This window comes from Marilutibacter maris (genome assembly GCF_006546735.2).
Taxonomy (GTDB): Bacteria; Pseudomonadota; Gammaproteobacteria; order Xanthomonadales; family Xanthomonadaceae; genus Marilutibacter; species Marilutibacter maris.
Window position 1 is genome coordinate 1 of the sequence record NZ_VICD02000146.1, and the last position, 20,728, is coordinate 20,728.

The following is a 20,728-nucleotide window of genomic DNA, read 5'->3' on the forward strand; positions in this document are numbered from 1 at the left end:
CATCTACGCCGCGCGAGGCGCTCTCGACGAGACCCAGGCACGCCCACGGCTCGCCCAGTTGCCGCCTCCGGACGGCCTGGTCGGCGTCGACGCCGCGGCCGAGCTGCTGGCAACGGCCATCGCCCAGGATCGTCACATCGTGGTGGTCGGGGATTTCGACTGCGACGGCGCCACCGCCTGCGCGCTGGGCGTGCGCGGCCTGCGCATGCTCGGTGCGCGCCGGGTCTCGCACGCGGTACCCAACCGGATCGTCCACGGTTACGGGTTGTCGCCGGCGCTGGTCGACGAGCTTGCCGCGCTGCAGCCCGACCTGCTGGTCACCGTCGATCACGGCATCGCCTGCCACGCCGGCATCGCCGCGGCCAAGGCGCGCGGCTGGCAGGTCCTGGTCACCGATCACCACCTGCCCGGCGAGACCCTGCCGGCGGCCGACGTGATCGTCGATCCCAACCAGCCCGGCGACCGTTTTCCCGGCAAGATGCTGGCCGGGGTCGGGGTGATGTTCTACGTGTTGCTGGCGCTGCGCCGGCACCTTCACGACCGTCGCGACAGCGATGCGCGGGCGCGTCCGGATCTGACCGCGCTGCTGGACCTGGTCGCGGTCGGTACCGTTGCCGACCTGGTGCCGCTGGACGCCTGCAACCGCGCCCTGGTCGCGGCCGGTTTGCGGCAGTTGCACGCGGGGCGGGGCTGCGCCGGGCTGCAGGCGCTGATCGAGGTGTCCAACCGCGACGCCGCACGCCTGACCGCCGCCGACATCGGTTTCGCGGTCGGTCCGCGGCTGAACGCCGCCGGCCGCCTGGAGGACATGTCGCTGGGCATCGAGTGCCTGTTGACCGACGATCCGCGCCAGGCCCGCGAGATCGCCGCGACCCTGAACGAGATCAACGGCGAGCGTCGCGCGGTCCAGCAGCAGATGACCGACGAGGCCGAGGCCGCCGTGGCCCGGGTCGCGCTGGCCGGCGAACCGCCGCTGGCGGTCTGCCTGCACGATCCTCAGTGGCACCCCGGGGTGGTCGGCCTGGTCGCCTCCAAGTTGAAGGAGCGCCTGCACCGGCCGGTGATCGCGTTCGCGCCGGCCGAGCCGGGCAGCGACGCGCTGCGCGGTTCGGCGCGCTCGATTCCCGGCTTCCATATCCGCGATGCGCTGGCGGCGGTCGACGCGCGCCATCCCGGCCTGGTCGAGCGTTTCGGCGGCCATGCGATGGCGGCCGGCCTGTCGTTGCCGATGGCGCGACTGGAGGCGTTCCGCGACGCGTTCGCGCGGGTCGCCGCCGAGACTCTGGGCCCGGAGTTGCTGCAGGCCGTGGTGCTCAGCGACGGCGACCTGGCGGCGGACGAGTTCACCCGCGTCAATGCCGAGGCCCTGCGCGACGGCGGGCCGTGGGGGCAGGGCTTCCCCGAGCCCCAGTTCGATGGCGAATTCGACGTGCTTGGCTGGCGGGTGGTCGGCGAGCGTCACCTGAAGCTGGAGCTCGGCCATGGCCGCCAGCGCCTGAATGCCATCCACTTCGGCAGCTGGGACGGGCAGGCGCCGACCGGCCGCGTGCGCATCGCCTATCGGCTCGAGCCCGACGACTACCGTGGCGGCGACGCGGTGCAGCTGGTGGTGGTGCATCGCGAAGCGGTCTGAGTCGGGCGCGGCTGGCGCCCGCGTGACCCCGGCCCGCACACGGCGGCCGGCGACGGCGATTGCCTGTTAGAATCGACGGTCTTTTTTCAGGTGGTGGTGGTTCATGATCGAACTGAATCCCGTCCGCCAGCGCGTCGCCGACCTGCAGGGTCGGCTGGATGCGCTGAGGGGGTATCTTTGACTTCGACAGCAAGGTCGAACGTCTCGAGGAAGTAAACCGGGAGCTGGAAAGTCCCGATATCTGGAACGACGCCGAGCGCGCCCAGGCGCTGGGTCGCGAGCGCGCCTCGCTGGAGAAGGTCGTGCTCGGCAGCCGGCGCCTGAACGAAGGCCTGGCCGGCGCGCTCGAGCTGCTGGAGCTGGCCGAGATGGAGGACGACGAGGACACCGCGCTGGCGGTGGTCGTCGACATCGACGGCTACCAGCGCGACGTCGAGCAGCTCGAGTTCCAGCGCATGTTCAGCGGCAAGATGGACGGCGCCGCGGCGTTCGTCGACATCCAGGCCGGCGCCGGCGGCACCGAGGCGCAGGACTGGGCCGAGATGCTGCTGCGCATGTACCTGCGCTGGGCCGAGTCCCGCGGCTGGAAGACCGAGCTGATGGAGGTCTCCGGCGGCGAGGTCGCGGGCATCAAGTCGGCCACGTTCCGGGTCGAGGGCGATTTCGCCTACGGCTGGATGAAGACCGAGACCGGCGTCCACCGCCTGGTCCGCAAGTCGCCGTTCGACTCCGACAACCGCCGCCACACCAGCTTCACCTCGGTGTTCGTGTCCCCCGAAGTCGACGACAACATCGACATCGAGATCAATCCGGCCGACCTGAAGACCGACGTCTACCGGTCCTCCGGCGCCGGCGGCCAGCACGTCAACAAGACCGAGTCGGCGGTGCGCATCACCCACGTGCCCAGCGGCATCGTGGTGGCGTGCCAGAACGGCCGTAGCCAGCACCAGAATCGCGACACCGCGATGAAGATGCTGGCGGCCAAGCTGTACGAGCTGGAGATCCAGAAGCGCAACGCCGAGCGCGACGCGGTCGAGGCGACCAAGTCCGACATCGGCTGGGGCAGCCAGATCCGCAACTACGTGCTCGACCAGAGCCGGATCAAGGACCTGCGCACCGGCGTCGAACGCAGCGACACCCAGAAGGTGCTCGATGGCGATCTCGACGACTTCGTCGAGGCCAGCCTCAAGGCCGGCCTGGAGGTCGGCGCCAAACGCGCCGACGCCGTCTGAGGGACGGGACCGGCGCCGCATCCGGTCCCGCCCGTTATCCTCCGGGCTTGCCCGTTCCTTTCTTTTCTTTCCTTGACCCCCGATCGCGAATCCCATGACCGACAAGACGCACGAGCCGCCCACCCACGCCGACGAGAACTTCCTGATCGCCGAGCGTCGGAGCAAACTCGCGGCGCTGCGCGAGAAGGGCGGGGCATTCCCCAACGACTTCCGCCGCGAGGACCATGCCGGCGACCTGCAGGCCGAGTACGCCGACGCCGAGCGCTGGACCGCCGAGGCGCTGGAGGCCGATGGCCGCCGGGTCGCGGTGGCCGGCCGGATCCTGCTCAAGCGGGTGATGGGCAAGGCCAGCTTCGTGCAGATCCAGGACGAGTCCGGCCGCATCCAGTTGTTCCTGCAGGCCAACGCGCTGGGTGAGGCCTACGACGCGTTCAAGGGCTGGGACGTGGGCGACATCGTCGCCGCGCGCGGCGGGCTGACCCGCACCCGCACCGGCGAGCTGTCGGTCAAGGCGACCGAGCTGCGGTTGCTGACCAAGTCGCTGCGTCCGCTGCCGGACAAGTTCCACGGCCTCGCCGACGTCGAGCAGCGCTACCGCCAGCGCTATGTCGATCTGATCGTGTCGCCGGAGGCGCGCGAGGTGTTCGTCAAGCGTTCGCGGATCATCCGCGCGATCCGCGAGTGGCTGGACAGCCGTCGCTTCCTCGAGGTCGAGACGCCGATGATGCACTACATCCCCGGCGGCGCCGCGGCCAAGCCGTTCGTGACCCATCACAATGCGCTCGACCTGGAGTTGTTCCTGCGCGTGGCGCCGGAGCTGTACCTCAAGCGCCTGGTCGTCGGCGGTCTGGAGCGGGTCTACGAGATCAACCGCAATTTCCGCAACGAGGGTGTGTCGACCCGGCACAATCCCGAGTTCACCATGCTCGAGCTGTACGAGGCCTACGCCACCTACAACGAGATCATGGACCTGACCGAGAACCTGATCCGCGATGTCGCCGTCGCGGTGCTGGACACAACCACGATGGAGTGGGACGGCGCCAGGATCGATCTGGGCCCGGCCTTCAAGCGCTGGCGGCTGGAGGAGGCGGTGCGCGAGATGAATCCCGAGATCAGCGTCGCCGACTGCCGCGACCGCGAGGCGCTGGCCGCGCATTGCCTGCGACTGGGGGTGGCGGCCAAGCCGTCCTACGGCTGGGGCAAGCTGTTGCTGGAGATCTTCGAGAAGACCGTCGAGGACAAGCTGGAGCAGCCGACCTTCATCACCCACTATCCGGTCGAGGTCTCGCCGCTGGCCCGCGAAAGCGACAGCGAGCCGGGCATCACCGACCGCTTCGAGCTGTTCGTCAACGGCAAGGAGCTGGCCAACGGCTTCTCCGAGCTGAACGACCCCGAGGACCAGGCCGCGCGCTTCCGCGCCCAGGTCGAGCAGAAGGAGGGCGGCGACGACGAGGCCATGCATTACGACGCCGACTACATCCGGGCGCTGGAGGTCGGGTTGCCGCCGACCGGCGGGCTCGGCGTCGGCGTCGATCGGCTGGTGATGCTGATGACCGGATCGGCCTCGATCCGTGACGTGCTGCTGTTTCCGTACATGCGTCCGGAATCGGCGGCTTGATTCGTTCTTAACACTTTCGGGGCCGCCAATGGCCCCGACCATGGAAGGGTGGTTGGATCAGGCGTAAGCTGCCAAGCGTGGCAAAGGCGGGGTATGCTGCCGACATAGCCACCCAACAGGTGACGTTGCATGCAGGGACCAGTGTGAACGTTGTCATCGTTGACGACCAGACATCGGCGCGCACGATGTTGCGCCATATCATCGAGGACATTGCGCCGGAGCTGAAGGTGCATGATTTCGGTGAGGCCGAGAGCGGTCTGGAATGGTGTGAGAACAACCATCCAGATCTGCTGTTGCTCGATTACCGGATGCCGGGAATCGACGGGCTGGAGTTTGCCCGTCGTTTCCGTCGTCGACCGCTGCACCGGGACATTCCGATCATCCTGGTGACCGTGGTCGGCGACGAGCCGATCCGCCAGGCGGCGCTGGATGCCGGCGTGATCGATTTCCTGGTCAAGCCGGTACGTCCGCGCGAATTGCGCGCCCGCTGCCGCAACCTGCTGCAGTTGCGCCAGCAGTCCGAGAGCGTCAAGCAGCGGGCGATGTCGCTGGAACAGCGGCTGCTGTCGAGCATGCACGAGGTCGAGGAGCGCGAGCGCGAGACCCTGCAGCGGCTGGCGCGCGCGATCGAGTACCGCGACCGCGGCACCAGCGTCTATCTGGAGCGGATGTCGCACGTCGCCGGACTGATCGCCGAACAGCTGGGCATGTTCGAGGACGAGGTGCGGATGATCGAGATGGCCGCACCGCTGCACGACATCGGCAAGATCGCGATCCCGGACGCGGTGCTGCTCAAGCCCGGCCCGCTGAGCGAGGACGAGATGGACATCATGCGCCGGCATCCGGTGATCGGACAGGAGCTGCTCAGCGGCAGCCAGAACCGTTTCATCCAGACCGCGGCCACCATCGCCCTGCGCCATCACGAGCGCTACGACGGCAGCGGCTATCCGGACGGCCAGGTCGGCGAGGAGATTCCGATCGAAGCGCGCATCGTCGCCGTCGCCGACGTGTTCGACGCGCTGATCTCGCCGCGGCCGTACAAGGAGCCGTGGGGAATCGACGTCGCCCTGGAGTACCTGATGGCCGAACGCGGCCGTCTGTTCGACCCGACCTGCGTGGACGCACTGATGCGTAGTCGTGCGCGGCTGGACGAGATCTGCAAGCGCTACGCCGCCGGCTCGGTGCGACCAGGACTGCCGTGACCGGCATGGCCGGCATCCTTTCCAGCTTCAAGCAGCGTCTGTCCGGACGACCGGACAGCGAGCATGCGCAGGACCTGGTGCGCATCGCGATCACCGCGTTGTTCATCAGCTATCTGGGATGGCGGCATGTCCGCCTGGATACCGGCGACACCCTGCCACTGACCTGGCTGATCCTGGTCGGCGAATTGATCGTCGCTCTGGGGCTGCTCGCGGCGATCCTGTGGCGGCCCGGCGTTTCCCATGTGCGCCGCTGGATCGGCATGCTGACCGACTACGCGGCGATGGGCACGATCATGTGCATCGAGGGCGAGCCGGCCGCGCCGCTGTACGCGGTCTACCTGTGGGTGACCATCGGCAACGGCATGCGCTACGGACATCGCTATCTGCGTATCGCCACCGCGCTGGCCAGCGCGTCGTTCCTGGCGGTGATCCAGGTATCTTCGTATTGGCACAGCAATCCCTACCTGTCCTGGGGCCTGCTGCTCGGTCTGTGCGCGGTGCCGCTGTACTTCGATTCGCTGCTGCAGGCGCTGACCCGTGCGGTCGAGGAAGCGCGGCGCGCCAACGAGGCCAAGAGCAAGTTCCTGGCCAACATGAGCCATGAGTTCCGTACCCCGCTCAACGGCCTGGCGGGCATGTCCGAGCTGCTTGCGACGACACGGTTGGATGCCGAGCAGCGCGAGTGCGTCGACACCATCCAGGCGTCCACCCGCAGTCTCCTGGCGCTGGTCGAGGACGTGCTCGACATCTCCGCGATCGAGGCGGGCAAGGTCAAGCTCGACCAGAGCGAATTCGTGCTTTCGGAGGTCATCAACAGCGTCGGTCTGATCCTGCAGCAACAGGCCCGCAACAAGCACCTGCGCTACGAGGTCTCGGTCGCCCCCGACGTTCCGCTCGCGCTATGCGGCGACGCCGGCCACCTGGGCCAGGTGCTGCTGAACCTGGTCGGCAATGCGGTCAAGTTCACCGACCACGGCTATGTGAGGCTGGAAGTCGTTCGCGTGGGCGGCGAGCCGGGCTGGACGCGGTTGCGCTTCAACATCACCGATACCGGTATCGGCATTCCCGAGGCGACCCGGCAGCGCCTGTTCGAAGCCTTCGAGCAGGCGGACGTCGGTCTGGCGCGCCGTCATGGCGGTACCGGCCTGGGCACCACCATCGCCAAGGGCCTGACCGAGGCGATGGGCGGCAGCATCGGCTTCGAAAGCACCGAGGGGCAGGGCAGCCGGTTCTGGGTCGAGGTGCCGTTTGCGCTGCCGAGCAGGACCGCCCGGCCGGTGGCTCCGGTCGACGCCGAGCCCGAGCCGGTCGCGGAGGTGTCCGATTCCCAGGGCAACGTGATCGCCTTCAGCGACCCGTTCCTGCGCCACCGGGCCCGTGTCCGCAGCCTGTCGATCCTGATCGCCGACGATCACGCCGCCAATCGCAGCGTGCTGCAGCGACTGCTGGAGAAGGCCGGACACCGGGTCACCACCGTCGATGGCGGCGAGGAAGTGCTTGAAGCGGTTGCCGTGGCCGATTTCGACATGATCATCACCGACCTGCACATGCCGGACATCAGCGGACTGGATCTGCTGCGTCAGTTGCGGGTGATGCAGGCCGGCAGCGGGGCGTTGACGCCGGTGGTGATCCTCAGCGCGGATGTCACCCCCGAATCGATCCGTGCCTGCGAAGAGGCCGGTGCGCGGGCGTTCCTGTCCAAGCCCGCGGCGACTGCCCGGTTGCTGGATACCCTGGCCAGCGTTGCCGGCGGCAGTGACGCGACCTCGGCTCCGATGCTGACCTTGCGCGAGAAGCTGCCGTCCACCGACAGCGTGTTCGACGCCACGGTGCTGGACGAGCTCAGCGGGTTGGGGATGGGCGAAGGCTTCGAGCGCGAGTTCATCGGCCAGTGCCTGCGCGACGCGAGCGAGTGTCTGCAGGGAATCGGGACCGCCGGGGAGAGCGGCCGCTGGGAGAAGCTGCGCGACCAGGCGCACGCCCTCAAGGGGGTGGGAAGCAACCTGGGCCTGATCAAGCTGGCGGCGCTCAGCGGCGAGGCGATGCGTATGCCCGACTGGCAACTGGAGCGCGAGTGGCGTCGCCGCCACGAGGAGCTTGGGCAGCGTTTCGAGCAGGGCCGCGAACTGCTGGAGGCGCGCAAATGGCAACACGGCCAACGCGACGGCGCCCGTCCGGATGCCTGAATCCGGTGGTTGCGCGACAGCGGGAAGGGCCCGGCATTCGCCCTTGCCGGGCCTGATCCCCCGTCGACGTTGCCACGCCGATCAGGCCGCTGCCTTGCCCCGACGGACCTGTGCGCGTACCAACCGGTCCATGGTCCGCAGCGACTTCTCACCCAGTTGCAGCGCGGTATCGACCCAGGTCTCGGTGATCTGCATCAACTCGTCGAGCGTGACGGGCTGAGCCATCTGGCGAACGCGGTGCATCGCCGCACGGGCATGGGGAATGCGGCGGTTGGCGCGGATGACCTCTTCCACCGCCGCGACACCCTCGCCCTGCGGCACCAGTACGTCGACCAGCCCCATCCGGTGCATGTCCTCGCTGGTGTACACGTTGCCTTCCAGCATCAGCTTCTCGGCCTGGTGCGGAGCGATCCGCTTGCACAGGAATGAATAGGCGCCCATGCCCGGGAACAGGTCGAACAGCACCTCGGGCAGGCCCATCAGGGCGCCTTCCTCGGCGACGATGGTGTTGCAGCTCAGCGCGGCCTCGAAACCGCCGCCCAGCGCATCGCCCTGGATCAGCGCGATGGTGTGGGCATTGGCGTTGAGGCCGACGTGGAAGGCGTGCACGCCGCGCACGCACTGGCTCGCGTAGGCGAGCAGGCCCTCGCGGTCGCGCGCCCGGATCAGCCGGCAGAACAGGTCCAGATCGCCGCCGAGGTTGAAGGCGTGACTGTCCGATGCCAGCACCACGTGGGGCAGGGAACCGTTGGTATCGGTCCGGGCCTGCAGGCGCATGCCCAGGCTGCGCTGGTAGTCGAGGATGTCGTCGACCAGGGCGCGGGTGAAGCAGGCGCGGTGGCCGGGCAGGGTGTCGGCATGCATGAAGCACCAGTACACGTCGCGCAGCGTTTCTTCGATCACGCGCAGGGTGGGGCCGACATTGGAGTGGGAAAACGGGTGGACAGCAGACATGGCGGAACCTCCGTGCAGGAGCCGTCCCGGCCGGTCGCGTTGTTCAGGACGGCGGAAATATGTGCAGATTGCGCCCGACGAGCCGATTCTATGCCTGTATAGGGCCTGAAGTGGTGCTCGGCCGAGCACTACGCTGAACAGGGGCGCCAAACGGCGCCCGGCCAACGACGAAAAGCGCCCGCATGGGGCCATGCGGGCGCTTGTGGGGAAAACGGGGCCGCCGGGGCGGCGCGAGGTCAGCTCTGTTGGGCCTGCTCGCGCAGTTCGCGGCGCAGGATCTTGCCCACGTTGGTCTTCGGCAGCTCGGTGCGGAACTCGACGATCCGCGGGTGCTTGTAGCCGGTCAGGTGCTCGCGGGCGTGGGCCTTGACCTGCTCCTCGGTCAGCGCGGGGTCCTTCTTGACGATCACGACCTTGACCACCTCGCCGGACTTGTCGTCGGGCACGCCCACTGCCGCGACCTCCAGCACCCCCGGCATCAGCGCGATCACGTCCTCGACCTCGTTCGGGTACACGTTGAAGCCCGAGACCAGGATCATGTCCTTCTTGCGGTCGACGATGTAGAAGTAGCCGTCCTCGTCCATCCGCGCCATGTCGCCGGTGTGCAGCCAGCCGTCGGCGTCGATGACCTTGGCGGTCTCGTCGGGGCGCTGCCAGTAACCCTTCATCACCTGTGGGCCCTTGATGCACAGCTCGCCGACCTCGCCGGTCGCCAGGATCCGGCCTTCCTCGTCCTTGACGCAGGCATCGGTGGACGGGATCGGCAGGCCGATCGAGCCGTTGTAGTCCTTCAGGTCCAGCGGGTTGATGCAGGCCGCCGGCGAGGTCTCGGTCAGCCCGTAGGCCTCGACCAGGGTAACCCCGGTGGCCTTCTTCCAGCGCTCGGCGACCGAGCGCTGCACCGCCATGCCGCCGCCGAGGGTCAGGTGCAGCGAGGAAAAGTCGATGTCCTCGAAGCCCGGCGTGTTCAGCAGGCCGTTGAACAGGGTGTTGACGCCAGTGATCGCGGTGAACTTGACCTGCTTGAGCTCCTTGACGAAGCCCGGCATGTCGCGCGGATTGGTGATCAGATGGTTGAGGCCGCCGAACTTCATGAACACCAAGCCGTTCGCGGTCAACGCGAAGATGTGGTACAGCGGCAGCGCGGTGATGATCACCTCTTCGCCGAGTCGTACGTTGGTGCCGACCCAGGCCGAGGCCTGCTGCATGTTCGCGACCAGGTTGCGGTGGGTGAGCATCGCGCCCTTGGCGACGCCGGTGGTGCCGCCGGTGTACTGCAGGAACGCGATGTCCTGCGGCGAGATGCTGATCTCCGGCAGCGTGTGCTTGCGGCCCAGCTCCAGCGTGTCGCGGAAGCGGATCGCCTTCGGGATGCTGTAGTCGGGCACCATCTTCTTTACGTGCTTGAGCACGAAGTTGACGATCGCGCCTTTCGGGAAACCGAGCATGTCGCCCAGGCCGGTGGTGATGACCTGCTTGACCGGGGTGTCGGCGACCACTTCCTGGACGGTGTCGCCGAAGTTGTCCAGCACCAGGATCACGCTGGCGCCGGAGTCGACCAACTGATGCTTGAGCTCGCGCGCGGTGTACATCGGATTGGTGTTGACCACGGTCAGACCCGCGCGCAGCACACCGAAGGTGGCGATCGGGTACTGCAGGCAGTTGGGCAGCATGATCGCGACCCGGTCGCCCTTCTTGAGTTTCAGCTCGCCCAGCAGGTAGGCGGCGAACTCGCGGCTGAGGGTGTCGATCTCGCCGTAGGTCAGGGCCTTGCCCATGTTGGCGAAGGCAGGACGCTGGTTGTAGTGACTGATCGCGTTCTCGAGGACGGAAACAACAGAAGGAAACTCATCGACGTCGATGTCGGACGGCATACCTTCTGGATACTGCTTCAGCCACGGACGGTCAGCACTCATTGCGATCCCCTATGCATTTCGGATGCCGTCGCATGCGATTCGCAAGCGTACGGTGGCTTGGATTGGAGCATAGGCTCTAGGGGCTGGCAAGGTCGGCCGCAGCAATCGGCGACGGCGGCCGAGCGGGACTCCCGCGAAGCTTCCGATGCAGTAGGCTGGGGCTTTGCAGCGGGGAGTCGCGGATGCATCCGAGAACGTCGACGGCGGCCTGGAGCGGGCTGTTGCTGGTCTGTCTGCTGGTGCTTTCGGGGTGTGCCCGCGAGGATCCGGAGACCGCATTGCGGTCGACTCTGGACACATTGCAGCAGGCGCTGGAAACCCGCGATGCGGGCGTGCTCGGCGACACCCTGTCGGCGGAGTTCATCGGTCCGGACGGCATGGACGCGAAGGCTGCGGAGCGGATGGCGAAGGGGATGTTCCTGCGTTACCGCAATGTCGGCGTCACCGTCGGGCCGGTCTCCGTCGACATGGGCGACGGTCACGCGACGGTGGGCTTCGATGCCGTGCTCAGCGGCGGCCAGGGCCGGATCCTGCCGGATGCGGCGCGGGTCTACTCGGTCCAGAGCGGCTGGCGCCTGGAGGGTGGCGAGTGGCGCCTGACCAGCATCCGCTGGGAGCCGCGCAGCTAGCATTGGAAGGAGAGGGCGAACGGGTTGCGCGGCATGACCGCGCGCGCCCGAACGCCCGTCGCGCTGCGACGGGCGGGGTTTGCGTCCGCTCCCGGGAACTAGGCAGCCTTGTTCGCGGCGAGCTGGCGCAGTACGTAGTGCAGGATGCCGCCGTGGCGGGTGAGGGCGAATGGATTGCGCGGCACGGCCGCGCGTGAGCCCGAACGCCCGTCGCGCTGCGACGGGCGGGGCTTCCGCCGGTTTCGGAGGTCAGGCGGTCTGGTTCGCGGCGAGCTGGCGCAGTACGTAGTGCAGGATGCCGCCGTGGCGGAAGTACTCGACTTCCTTCGGCGTCAGCAGCAGCACCTTGACCTGGAAGCTGACCTCGCTGCCATCGGCCTTGCGTGCGGTCACCGTCGCGGTCCTTGAGCCGCCGTCCTCGAGCCCGGCGACACTGATCGTCTCGCTGCCGTCGAGGCCGAGCGATCCGACGCTGTCGCCGTCCTTGAACTGCAGCGGCAGCACGCCCATGCCGACCAGGTTGGAACGGTGGATGCGCTCGAAGCTCTCGGCGATCACCGCCTTCACCCCGAGCAGGTTGGTGCCCTTGGCCGCCCAGTCGCGCGAGGAACCTGTGCCGTATTCCTTGCCGGCCAGCACCACCAGCGGCACGCCGTCGGCCTTGTACTTCATCGCCGCGTCGTAGATCGACATCTTTTCCGGCGCGCCCTTGCCGAAGTACAGCGTGTTGCCGCCTTCCTCGCCGCCGAACATCAGGTTCTTGATGCGGATGTTGGCGAAGGTGCCGCGGACCATCACGTCGTCGTTGCCGCGGCGGCTGCCGTAGCTGTTGAAGTCGGCCGGCTGCACGCCGCGCTCGATCAGGTAGCGGCCGGCGGGCGAGTCTTTCTTGATGTTGCCGGCCGGGGAGATGTGGTCGGTGGTGATCGAGTCGCCGAACAGGCCGAGCACGCGCGCGTCGGCGAAATCGTCGATCGAGCCGACCTGCATCGTCATGCCGTCGAAGTAGGGCGGGTTCTTGATGTAGGTCGAGTCCGCCTCCCAGGCGAACGATTCGCCGTCCGGCGAGGCGATCGTGTTCCAGCGGCTGTCGCCCTTGAACACGTCGGCGTAGTTCTGGGCGAACATCTCCGGGCCGACGGTCGCGGCGATGGTGTCGCCGATCTCCTTGTTGCTCGGCCAGATGTCGCGCAGGTAGACCGCGTTGCCGTCGCGGTCGTGGCCGATCGGGTCGTTGACCAGGTCGATGTTGATGGTGCCGGCGATCGCGTAGGCGACCACCAGCGGCGGCGAGGCGAGATAGTTCATCTTCACCTCCGGGTGCACGCGGCCCTCGAAGTTGCGGTTTCCCGACAGCACCGAGGCGACCACCAGGTCGTTCTCGGCGATGCCGCGCGAGACCTCGTCGGGCAGCGGGCCGGAATTGCCGATGCAGGTGGTGCAGCCGTAGCCGACCACGTAGAAGCCGAGCTTCTCCAGGTCGTCGAGCACCTCGGCCTTGCGCAGGTAGTCGGTCACCACCAGCGAGCCCGGTCCGAGCGAGGTCTTGACCCAGGGTTTGGCGCTCAGCCCCAGTTTGGCTGCGTTGCGGGCGAGCAGGCCGGCGCCGATCATCACCGCCGGATTGGAGGTGTTGGTGCAGGAGGTGATCGCGGCGATCACCACCGAGCCGTCGCGCAGTTCCGCCTCTTCTTCGCGGATGGTGATCTTCGACACCGGCAACGCCGCCAGGTGGTCGGCCTGGTGCTGGTGGCCGCCCTCGGCGTCCATCCGCGACTCGCCGTTGCGCGGTGCGCGGTGGGCGATCAGTCCGGTCAGGTTCTCGCGGAAATTGGTCTGCATCTCGCTGAGCAGGACCCGGTCCTGCGGGCGCTTGGGACCGGCCAGCGACGGCTTGACGTCGCCCATGTCCAGTTCCAGCGTCGCCGAGTAGGTCGCCTCCGCGGCGCCGGGCTCGTGCCACAGGCCCTGGGCGCGGGCATAGGCCTCGACCAGGGCGATCTGGTCGTCGCTGCGGCCGGACAGGCGCAGGTAGTTCAGCGCCTCGGCATCGATCGGGAAGATGCCGCAGGTGGCGCCGTATTCCGGAGCCATGTTGGCGATCGTCGCGCGGTCGGCCAGCGGCAGGTGCTGCAGGCCGTCGCCGAAGAACTCGACGAACTTGCCGACCACGCCTAGCGAACGCAGCATCTGGGTCACGGTCAGCACCAGGTCGGTCGCGGTCGCGCCCTCGGGCAGCTTGCCGGTCAGCTTGAAGCCGACCACCTGCGGGATCAGCATCGACGACGGTTGGCCGAGCATCGCCGCCTCGGCCTCGATGCCGCCGACGCCCCAGCCCAGCACGCCGATGCCGTTGATCATCGTGGTGTGGCTGTCGGTGCCGAACACGGTGTCCGGGAACGCCAGCGCCTGGCCGCCGACCTCGCGCTCGACCACCACCCGGGCCAGGTGCTCCAGGTTGACCTGGTGGACGATGCCGGTATTGGGCGGCACCACCTTGAAGTTCTCGAACGCCTTCTGGCCCCAGCGCAGGAAGCTGTAGCGCTCCTTGTTGCGCTCGAACTCGATCTTGCCGTTGAGGTCGAGCGCATCGGGGCGGCCGAACACGTCGACCTGCACCGAATGGTCGATCACCAGTTCCGACGGGATCTGCGGATTGATCTGTGCGGCGTTGCCGCCGAGCCGGCCGACCGCATCGCGCATCGCCGCCAGGTCGACCACGCAGGGCACGCCGGTGAAGTCCTGCAGCACGACCCGCGCCGGCATGAAGGCGATCTCGGTGTCCGGCTCCTTCGATGCGTCCCAGCGGGCGACCGCCTCGATATGCTCCGCGCCGACGGTCTGGCCGCCGTCCTCGTGGCGGAGCAGGTTCTCCAGCAGGATCTTCATCGAGTAGGGCAGGCGGCTGATGTCGAAGCGCTCGCCCAGCGCGGGCAGGCTGAAGTAGCCCAGCTCGCGGCCGTTGACGGTCAGGGTGCGGCGGGTGGAATAGGAGTCGGACATGGGGGTGGGGCTCCTGTGTTGGCATGGCTGCGTCCCCGGCGGTCCCGGGGGCGATGGCTTGGCGACGCCGCGGCCGCGTGGAGGGCGGGTGGCGGCGAAGCGCACCGCCCATTATCGCGCCATCGCATTCAGGTAGCGTGGAGACATTCGTCCAATGGCGGCCGCTCGGAGCCCCTGCGGGCGCTGTTTCGGGCGCTGAAAGCCTTGTGCGACAGGCGTTCCAGACAGACTCCGAATTGCCGTGAGAGGCCGGATCGGGCAAAATACGGGGTCGTAGGGCAGCCCCTGGCGGTCGCCCGACACTCCGGCAACGCCCGTCGATCCCGCTTCTGCGCCCGCCGAGGACAGCCCTGTCCAGGCAGGACGTGCGTCGATGCGCGGGCGTCCCCTCCGCTGTACCCCGACGGGAGTCTTCATGCTTTCCAGCTATCGCCAACACGTTGCCGAGCGCGCCGCGCTGGGCATTCCGCCGCTGCCGCTCACCGCCGAGCAGACCGCCGAGGTCATCGAGCTGCTGAAGTCCCCGCCGGCGGGCGAGGAGGCCTTCCTGCTCGAACTGCTGACCGAGCGCGTGCCGGCCGGCGTCGACGACGCCGCCAAGGTCAAGGCGTCCTATCTGGCCGCGCTGGCGTTCGGCAGCGAGAAGAACCCGCTGATCGACCGCGCCCGCGCCACCGAGCTGCTGGGCACCATGCTGGGCGGCTACAACATCCACCCGCTGATCGAGCTGCTCGACGATGCCGAGGTGGCGACCATCGCCGCCGAGGCCTTGAAGAAGACGCTGCTGATGTTCGACGCCTTCCACGACGTGCAGGAGAAGGCCGAGGGCGGCAATGCCCACGCCCAGGCGGTGATGCGCAGCTGGGCCGAGGCGGAGTGGTTCACCAGCCGTCCCGAGGTTCCCGAGAGCCTGACCATCACCGTGTTCAAGGTGCCCGGCGAGACCAACACCGACGACCTGTCGCCGGCGCCGGACGCGACCACCCGCCCGGACATCCCGATGCATGGCCTGGCGATGCTGAAGAACAAGCGCGAGGGCGCCGCGTTCGAGCCCGAGGAGGACGGCAAGCGCGGTCCGATCCAGCTGATCGCCGACCTCAAGCACAAGGGCCACCTGGTCGCCTACGTCGGCGACGTGGTCGGTACCGGCTCCTCGCGCAAGTCGGCGACCAACTCGGTGCTGTGGTGGACCGGCGAGGACATCCCGTTCATCCCCAACAAGCGCTTCGGCGGCGTCTGCCTGGGCAGCAAGATCGCGCCGATCTTCTACAACACGATGGAGGACGCCGGCGCGCTGCCGATCGAACTCGACGTGTCCAAGATGGAGATGGGCGACGTGATCGAGCTGCGCCCGTACGAGGGCAAGGCGCTCAAGGACGGCGAGGTGATCGCCGAGTTCGCGCTCAAGTCCGAGGTGCTGCTCGATGAGGTCCGCGCCGGCGGCCGCATCCCGCTGATCATCGGCCGCGGCCTGACCGCGAAGGCGCGCGAGGCGCTGGGCCTGCCGGTGTCCGAGCTGTTCCGCCTGCCGCAGAACCCGGCCGACAGCGGCAAGGGCTTCTCGCTGGCGCAGAAGATGGTCGGCCGCGCCTGCGGCCTGCCCGAGGGCACTGGCATCCGTCCTGGCACCTACTGCGAACCGAAGATGACCTCGGTGGGCTCGCAGGACACCACCGGTCCGATGACCCGCGACGAGCTCAAGGACCTGGCCTGCCTGGGCTTCTCGGCCGACCTGGTGATGCAGTCGTTCTGCCACACCGCGGCCTATCCCAAGCCGGTCGACGTCAAGACCCACCACACCCTGCCGGAGTTCATCTCCAACCGCGGCGGCATCTCGCTGCGCCCGGGCGACGGCGTGATCCACAGCTGGCTCAACCGCATGCTGCTGCCCGACACCGTCGGTACCGGCGGCGATTCGCACACCCGCTTCCCGGTCGGCATCTCGTTCCCGGCCGGCTCCGGTCTGGTCGCGTTCGCCGCCGCCACCGGCGTGATGCCGCTGGACATGCCCGAATCGGTGCTGGTCCGCTTCAAGGGCGAGATGCAGCCGGGCGTGACCCTGCGCGACCTGGTCAATGCGATCCCGCTGTACGCGATCAAGCAGGGCCTGCTGACCGTCGCCAAGCAGGGCAAGAAGAACATCTTCTCCGGGCGCATCCTCGAGATCGAGGGCCTGCCGAAGCTGAAGGTCGAGCAGGCGTTCGAGCTGTCCGACGCCTCGGCCGAGCGTTCGGCCGCCGGCTGCACGGTCAAGCTCGACCAGGAGCCGATCGTCGAGTACCTCAACAGCAACATCACCCTGCTCAAGTGGATGATCGCCGAGGGTTACGCCGACGCCCGCTCGCTGGCGCGCCGGATCAAGGCGATGGAGGCCTGGCTGGCCGATCCGCAGCTGCTGGAGGGCGATGCCGACGCCGAGTACGCCGCGGTCATCGACATCGACCTGGCCGAGATCGTCGAGCCGATCGTCGCCTGTCCGAACGATCCGGACGACGTCAAGACCATGTCCGATGTCGCCGGGGCCAAGATCGACGAGGTCTTCATCGGCTCGTGCATGACCAACATCGGCCACTTCCGCGCCGCCGCCAAGCTGCTGGAAGGCAAGCGCGACATCCCGACCCGCCTGTGGGTCGCGCCGCCGACCAAGATGGACGCCTCCGAGCTGACCAAGGAAGGCCACTACGGCACCTTCGGCAGCGCCGGCGCGCGCATGGAGATGCCGGGCTGCTCGCTGTGCATGGGCAACCAGGCGCAGGCGCGCGAGGGCGCGACCGTGTTCTCGACCTCGACCCGCAACTTCCCCAACCGCCTGGGACGCAACACCAACGTGTACCTGGGCTCGGCGGAGCTGGCGGCGATCTGTTCGCGACTGGGCCGGATCCCGACCCGCGAGGAGTACATGGCCGACATCGGCGTGATCAACTCGATCGGCGCCGAGGTCTACCGCTACATGAACTTCGACCAGATCGAGGAGTACAAGACCGTCGCCGACACCGTCGCCGCGTAAGCGTCGACCGGGGCCGCTCCGGCGGTCGCGAAAAAGCCCGGCTCGTGCCGGGCTTTTTCATGTCCGTACGGTGCCGCGGGAACGGTCAGTACGGCAGTTCCACCCGGTCGATGTCCCGGCACAGGATGAGCTCGGTGCTGCTGCTGGCGCCGGTCGCGCCGTACAGCGCGAAGCCGCAGGGGCCCATGGCCCAGGACGCCGCCGGCGTCGTAGTGGCGGGTCACCGCGACCGTATCGTAGGGCGAGTGGGCATGCGCGGCGAAGACGGCGATCAGCAGGGCAGACGCGACGACGGCGGTGCCGCGGAGCAGGGTGCGCTTGAACATGGTGCGAGTCCTTTTGCTGAGCTGAGCGCGGGCGTCCACAGCGGCCGGCGCGGCCGCCCCGGACGGGGCCGGCGCAGTTGAGCATGGCAACCGCCTGCGGTTCGGAAACGCGGGCGATGAAGGACCCGGTCGGGCCCCGACAGGCGGCGGTGTCAGCGCAGCAACTGTTCGACCGCGTTGACGAGCTGGCGACGGCGCAGCAGCAGGTCGAACAGGCTGCCGCCGAGCTGGCGCCACAGTACCGCCGAGCGCACCGCCGCCAACAGCGCGGCGCGGACCTCGGCGACCACCGCCGACTGGCCGAGGTAATGCGGATTGCCCTGCACCAGCACCCGCGGGCGCAGGTGGCTGAGGGTTTCGGCATAGAGATCGCCCAGCGCCGTCATCACCTCCGGGTGGGTGCTGCCCTGGTGCTCGGCGGCCCCCTGCTGGGCGGTGATCCCGTCGCGTACCCGCTGCGCCATCGCCGGGTCGGCGACGAAGCGGCGCTCGAGCTGGATCACCGCCAGCGCCAGCCTTGGCAGCTGCTCGTCCTTCAGCCGGCTGGTGAAGTACTCGCGCAGCAGGGTCAGGCCCGGACGCAGTGCGGCGGTACCGCCATAGACCTCGGCCGGCGAGGCGGCATCGATGCGGAACACCGAGTCGAGCGAGGTCGCCAGCACTTCGACATTGGCCTGGCCGGTCTCGGCGATGCGCCGGACCTGGCCCAGCGCCTGAAGCAGGCCGGCGAGGGCAAGCGCGCGGTCGGCGATCGTCCGGTCGGCGGGCGCGTGGTTGCTGTGGTCGTTGCTGGAGTCGGTCATCACTCGGTATCGAAAACGGATAGGGAGGAGGGGTCAGGCCGCTTCGGCCCTGAGGCGCCGTTCCAGCGGTGCGTCGGTGGCGGCGATCACCGCGCCGCCCAGGCATTCGTCGCCGTCGTACAGCACCACCGACTGGCCCGGTGTGACCGCTCGCTGGGGTTGGGCGAAGGCGATCGCCAGGCTGCCGTCCTCGCCCAGCTCGACCTCGCAGGCCTGGTCGTGCTGGCGGTAGCGGACCTGGGCGGTGCAGCGAAAGCGCGCGGCCGGCGGCGCACCCGCAATCCAGTGCGCGGTCTCGCTCCACAGCCGCTCGGAGCGCAGCCAGCGGCTGTCGGCGCCCTGGTCGACATAGAGGATGTTGCGGGCGACGTCCTTGCCGACCACGTACCAGGGCGCGGGTTCGAAGCCGCGGACACCGCCGATGTTCAGCCCTTCGCGCTGGCCGAGGGTGAAGTAGAACACCCCGGGGTGTTCGCCGATCTCGTGGCCGTCCGGGGTCAGCATCCGGCCGGGGCGCGCCGGCAGGTAGCGCGACAGGAATTCGCGGAAGTCGCGCTCGCCGATGAAGCAGATGCCGGTCGAGTCCTTCTTCGCCGCGGTCGGCAGGCCGGCCGCTTCGGCGATCCGGCGCACCTCGGGCTTGGGCAGCTCGCCCAGCGGGAACTCGGTCGCGGCCAACTGGGCCTGGCCGAGCTGGTGCAGGAAATAGCTCTGGTCCTTGCCGCGGTCGCGGCCGCGCAGCAGGCGCTGGCGTCCGCCATCGCGGGCAACCCGGGCGTAGTGGCCGGTCGCGATCGACTCCGCGCCCAGTTCGCGGGCGGCGTCGAGGAAGTGCTTGAACTTGATCTCGCGGTTGCACAGTACGTCCGGATTGGGCGTGCGTCCGGCCGCGTACTCGGCCAGGAAGTGCTCGAACACGCCGGCCCAGTACTCGCCGGAGAAGTCGCGGAAATGGATCGGGATGCCGAGCCGGCCGCAGACCGCGACCGCATCGCGGCGGTCCTCCTCGGCGCGGCAGCCGCCGCCGTCGAGCGCGTCGTCCTCGGCCCAGTTCTGCATGAACAGTCCGGCGATCGGTTCGCCGGCATCGCGCAGGCGCAGCGCCGCCACCGAGGAGTCCACGCCCCCGGACATGCCGACGATGATCCGTGCCTGCGTCATGCCAGGGCCCTGGCCAGTTCCAGCGGATGGCGCTGGCCGGCCAGGAAGTCGGCGACCGCGCGCCACACCAGCGGGCTGCGGTGCTCGTCGTGGCGGGCCTGCAGTTCGGCCGGGGTGAGCCACACGGCGCGCACGATGCCCTCGTCGAGCGGCCGCGCCGGGTCGTGGCGCAGCGGTTCGGCGGCGAAGGCGAAGCGCAGGTAGTGCCGGCCGCCGCGGCCATCGGCGGCGGCCGGCGATTTCCACTGATAGGCGCCGACGAAGGCGGTCAGGCGAACGTCCCAGCCGGTCTCCTCGCGGGTCTCGCGCAATGCCGCTTCCAGCAGGGTCTCGTCCGGCTCCAGATGGCCGGCGGGCTGGTTCAGCACCCGCGCGCCGCCCACCATCTCCTCGACGAGCAATACCCGGCCGCCATCGGTGACCACCGTGGCCACGGTCACGTCGGGTTGCCAGAAACGGCCTTCGCGATAGCTCATCGGATACCTGTGGAATGGGGAAAGGGGAACGGCGTCAGAACTCGTCCTCGCCGTCGGTCAGTATCGCTTCCATGCGGTCGGCGACCTGGGTCGCATACTCGATCGCGTCCTCCAGCTCTTCGTTGGAGGCGTCGGCCGCGATCTTGACCACGTACACCGCCATGTCGTCCTGCTTGGCCCAGGCGCCGAGCTTGTTCTCCATGGTTTCCTGCAGCAGGCGGTTGGCGACCAGGGTCGGGAAGTCGCTGTCCTCGGCGCGATAGGCCGGCGCCCAGACCTCGCGGACCTTGTGCTTGCCGTAGCTCTCGACCTTGGAGATCACGAAGACCAACTGGGTGCGACCGTCCTCGACCTCGAAGGTCATCTTGTAGTCGCCGTCCTCGTCGACATCGTAGTTGTAGCCCAGCGCGTCGAGCTGGCGCTCGATCGAGGCGTCCTCGGCCTGGACCGTGCCGCACAACAGCGCGCCGCAGACGAGTGGAGCCGCCAGCAAAGCCTTGATCGGTCGCATCGTGTGTCCCCCTGCTTGGATTGATGGTGATGAAGAAACCCCATTGTGCCGCCGCCCGCGGGGAAGCGTCC

The 20,728-nt window shown here is 68.4% G+C and carries 15 protein-coding genes; 7 read left to right on the top strand and 8 right to left on the bottom strand.

The features are described from left to right. The first annotated feature begins 1 nt into the window (after position 1). The 5 genes from recJ (at position 2) to FKV24_RS09215 (ending at position 7,871) form a co-directional block, all read left to right on the top strand. Positions 2–1,633 (top strand): single-stranded-DNA-specific exonuclease RecJ, encoded by a 1,632-nt coding sequence (recJ, locus tag FKV24_RS09195; RefSeq protein ID WP_249040971.1) that lies wholly within the window; start codon positions 2–4, stop codon positions 1,631–1,633. Positions 1,634–1,736: 103 nt separating this feature from the next. Then, a protein-coding gene (gene prfB, locus FKV24_RS09200) for a peptide chain release factor 2 (RefSeq protein ID WP_141482168.1) occupies positions 1,737–2,865 on the top strand; the annotation gives its coding sequence in 2 pieces (ribosomal slippage) (positions 1,737–1,811 and positions 1,813–2,865; 1,128 coding nt in all). 94 nt (positions 2,866–2,959) lie between these two features. Further along, positions 2,960–4,483, top strand: coding sequence for a lysine--tRNA ligase (gene lysS, locus FKV24_RS09205; protein WP_141482169.1), 1,524 nt, complete (start codon positions 2,960–2,962; stop codon positions 4,481–4,483). 77 nt (positions 4,484–4,560) lie between these two features. Then, entirely contained in the window at positions 4,561–5,685 is a 1,125-nt protein-coding gene (locus FKV24_RS09210) for an HD domain-containing phosphohydrolase (RefSeq protein ID WP_407067510.1), read from the top strand. 5 nt (positions 5,686–5,690) lie between these two features. Next, entirely contained in the window at positions 5,691–7,871 is a 2,181-nt protein-coding gene (locus FKV24_RS09215; RefSeq protein WP_141482170.1) for a response regulator, read from the top strand. 81 nt (positions 7,872–7,952) lie between these two features. On the opposite strand, the gene FKV24_RS09220 is transcribed toward FKV24_RS09215, so the two are convergent. Both FKV24_RS09220 and FKV24_RS09225 read right to left on the bottom strand, forming a co-directional pair. Next, on the bottom strand, positions 7,953–8,825 hold the full coding sequence (locus tag FKV24_RS09220) for a crotonase/enoyl-CoA hydratase family protein (RefSeq protein WP_141482171.1): 873 nt from the start codon (positions 8,823–8,825) through the stop codon (positions 7,953–7,955). A gap of 236 nt (positions 8,826–9,061) precedes the next feature. Beyond that, positions 9,062–10,741, bottom strand: a complete 1,680-nt coding sequence (locus tag FKV24_RS09225) for a long-chain fatty acid--CoA ligase (RefSeq protein WP_141482172.1) — start codon at positions 10,739–10,741, stop codon at positions 9,062–9,064. A 182-nt stretch (positions 10,742–10,923) separates the two neighbouring features. Between FKV24_RS09225 and FKV24_RS09230 the strand changes: the two genes are divergently transcribed. Continuing rightward, positions 10,924–11,370, top strand: coding sequence for a nuclear transport factor 2 family protein (locus tag FKV24_RS09230; RefSeq protein WP_141482173.1), 447 nt, complete (start codon positions 10,924–10,926; stop codon positions 11,368–11,370). 249 nt (positions 11,371–11,619) lie between these two features. Here the strand turns inward: FKV24_RS09230 and acnA are convergent, their stop codons facing one another. Then, positions 11,620–14,373, bottom strand: coding sequence for an aconitate hydratase AcnA (gene acnA, locus FKV24_RS09235; protein WP_141482174.1), 2,754 nt, complete (start codon positions 14,371–14,373; stop codon positions 11,620–11,622). A 415-nt stretch (positions 14,374–14,788) separates the two neighbouring features. Here acnA and acnB point away from each other — a divergent pair, with 415 nt between their 5' ends. After that, positions 14,789–17,380: a bifunctional aconitate hydratase 2/2-methylisocitrate dehydratase gene (gene acnB / locus FKV24_RS09240; protein WP_141482175.1), complete on the top strand. Its 2,592-nt coding sequence runs from the start codon at positions 14,789–14,791 to the stop codon at positions 17,378–17,380. Here acnB and FKV24_RS09245 read toward each other — a convergent pair. From FKV24_RS09245 to FKV24_RS09265, 5 genes are all read right to left on the bottom strand, one after another. Then, positions 17,320–17,706 carry a hypothetical protein gene (locus FKV24_RS09245; protein WP_141482176.1) on the bottom strand — a complete coding sequence of 129 codons (387 nt, stop codon included), beginning with the start codon at positions 17,704–17,706 and terminating at the stop codon, positions 17,320–17,322. The genes acnB and FKV24_RS09245 overlap by 61 nt on opposite strands. 152 nt (positions 17,707–17,858) lie before the next feature. Further along, positions 17,859–18,509: a high frequency lysogenization protein HflD gene (gene hflD / locus FKV24_RS09250; protein ID WP_111266351.1), complete on the bottom strand. Its 651-nt coding sequence runs from the start codon at positions 18,507–18,509 to the stop codon at positions 17,859–17,861. 33 nt (positions 18,510–18,542) lie between these two features. Next, entirely contained in the window at positions 18,543–19,670 is a 1,128-nt protein-coding gene (gene mnmA / locus FKV24_RS09255; RefSeq protein ID WP_111266352.1) for a tRNA 2-thiouridine(34) synthase MnmA, read from the bottom strand. Next, positions 19,667–20,146, bottom strand: a complete 480-nt coding sequence (locus FKV24_RS09260; protein ID WP_111266353.1) for an NUDIX hydrolase — start codon at positions 20,144–20,146, stop codon at positions 19,667–19,669. Before FKV24_RS09260 ends, mnmA begins: the two co-directional genes overlap by 4 nt. A gap of 34 nt (positions 20,147–20,180) precedes the next feature. Next, positions 20,181–20,657, bottom strand: coding sequence for a YbjN domain-containing protein (locus FKV24_RS09265; protein ID WP_141482177.1), 477 nt, complete (start codon positions 20,655–20,657; stop codon positions 20,181–20,183). Positions 20,658–20,728: the final 71 nt, after the last annotated feature.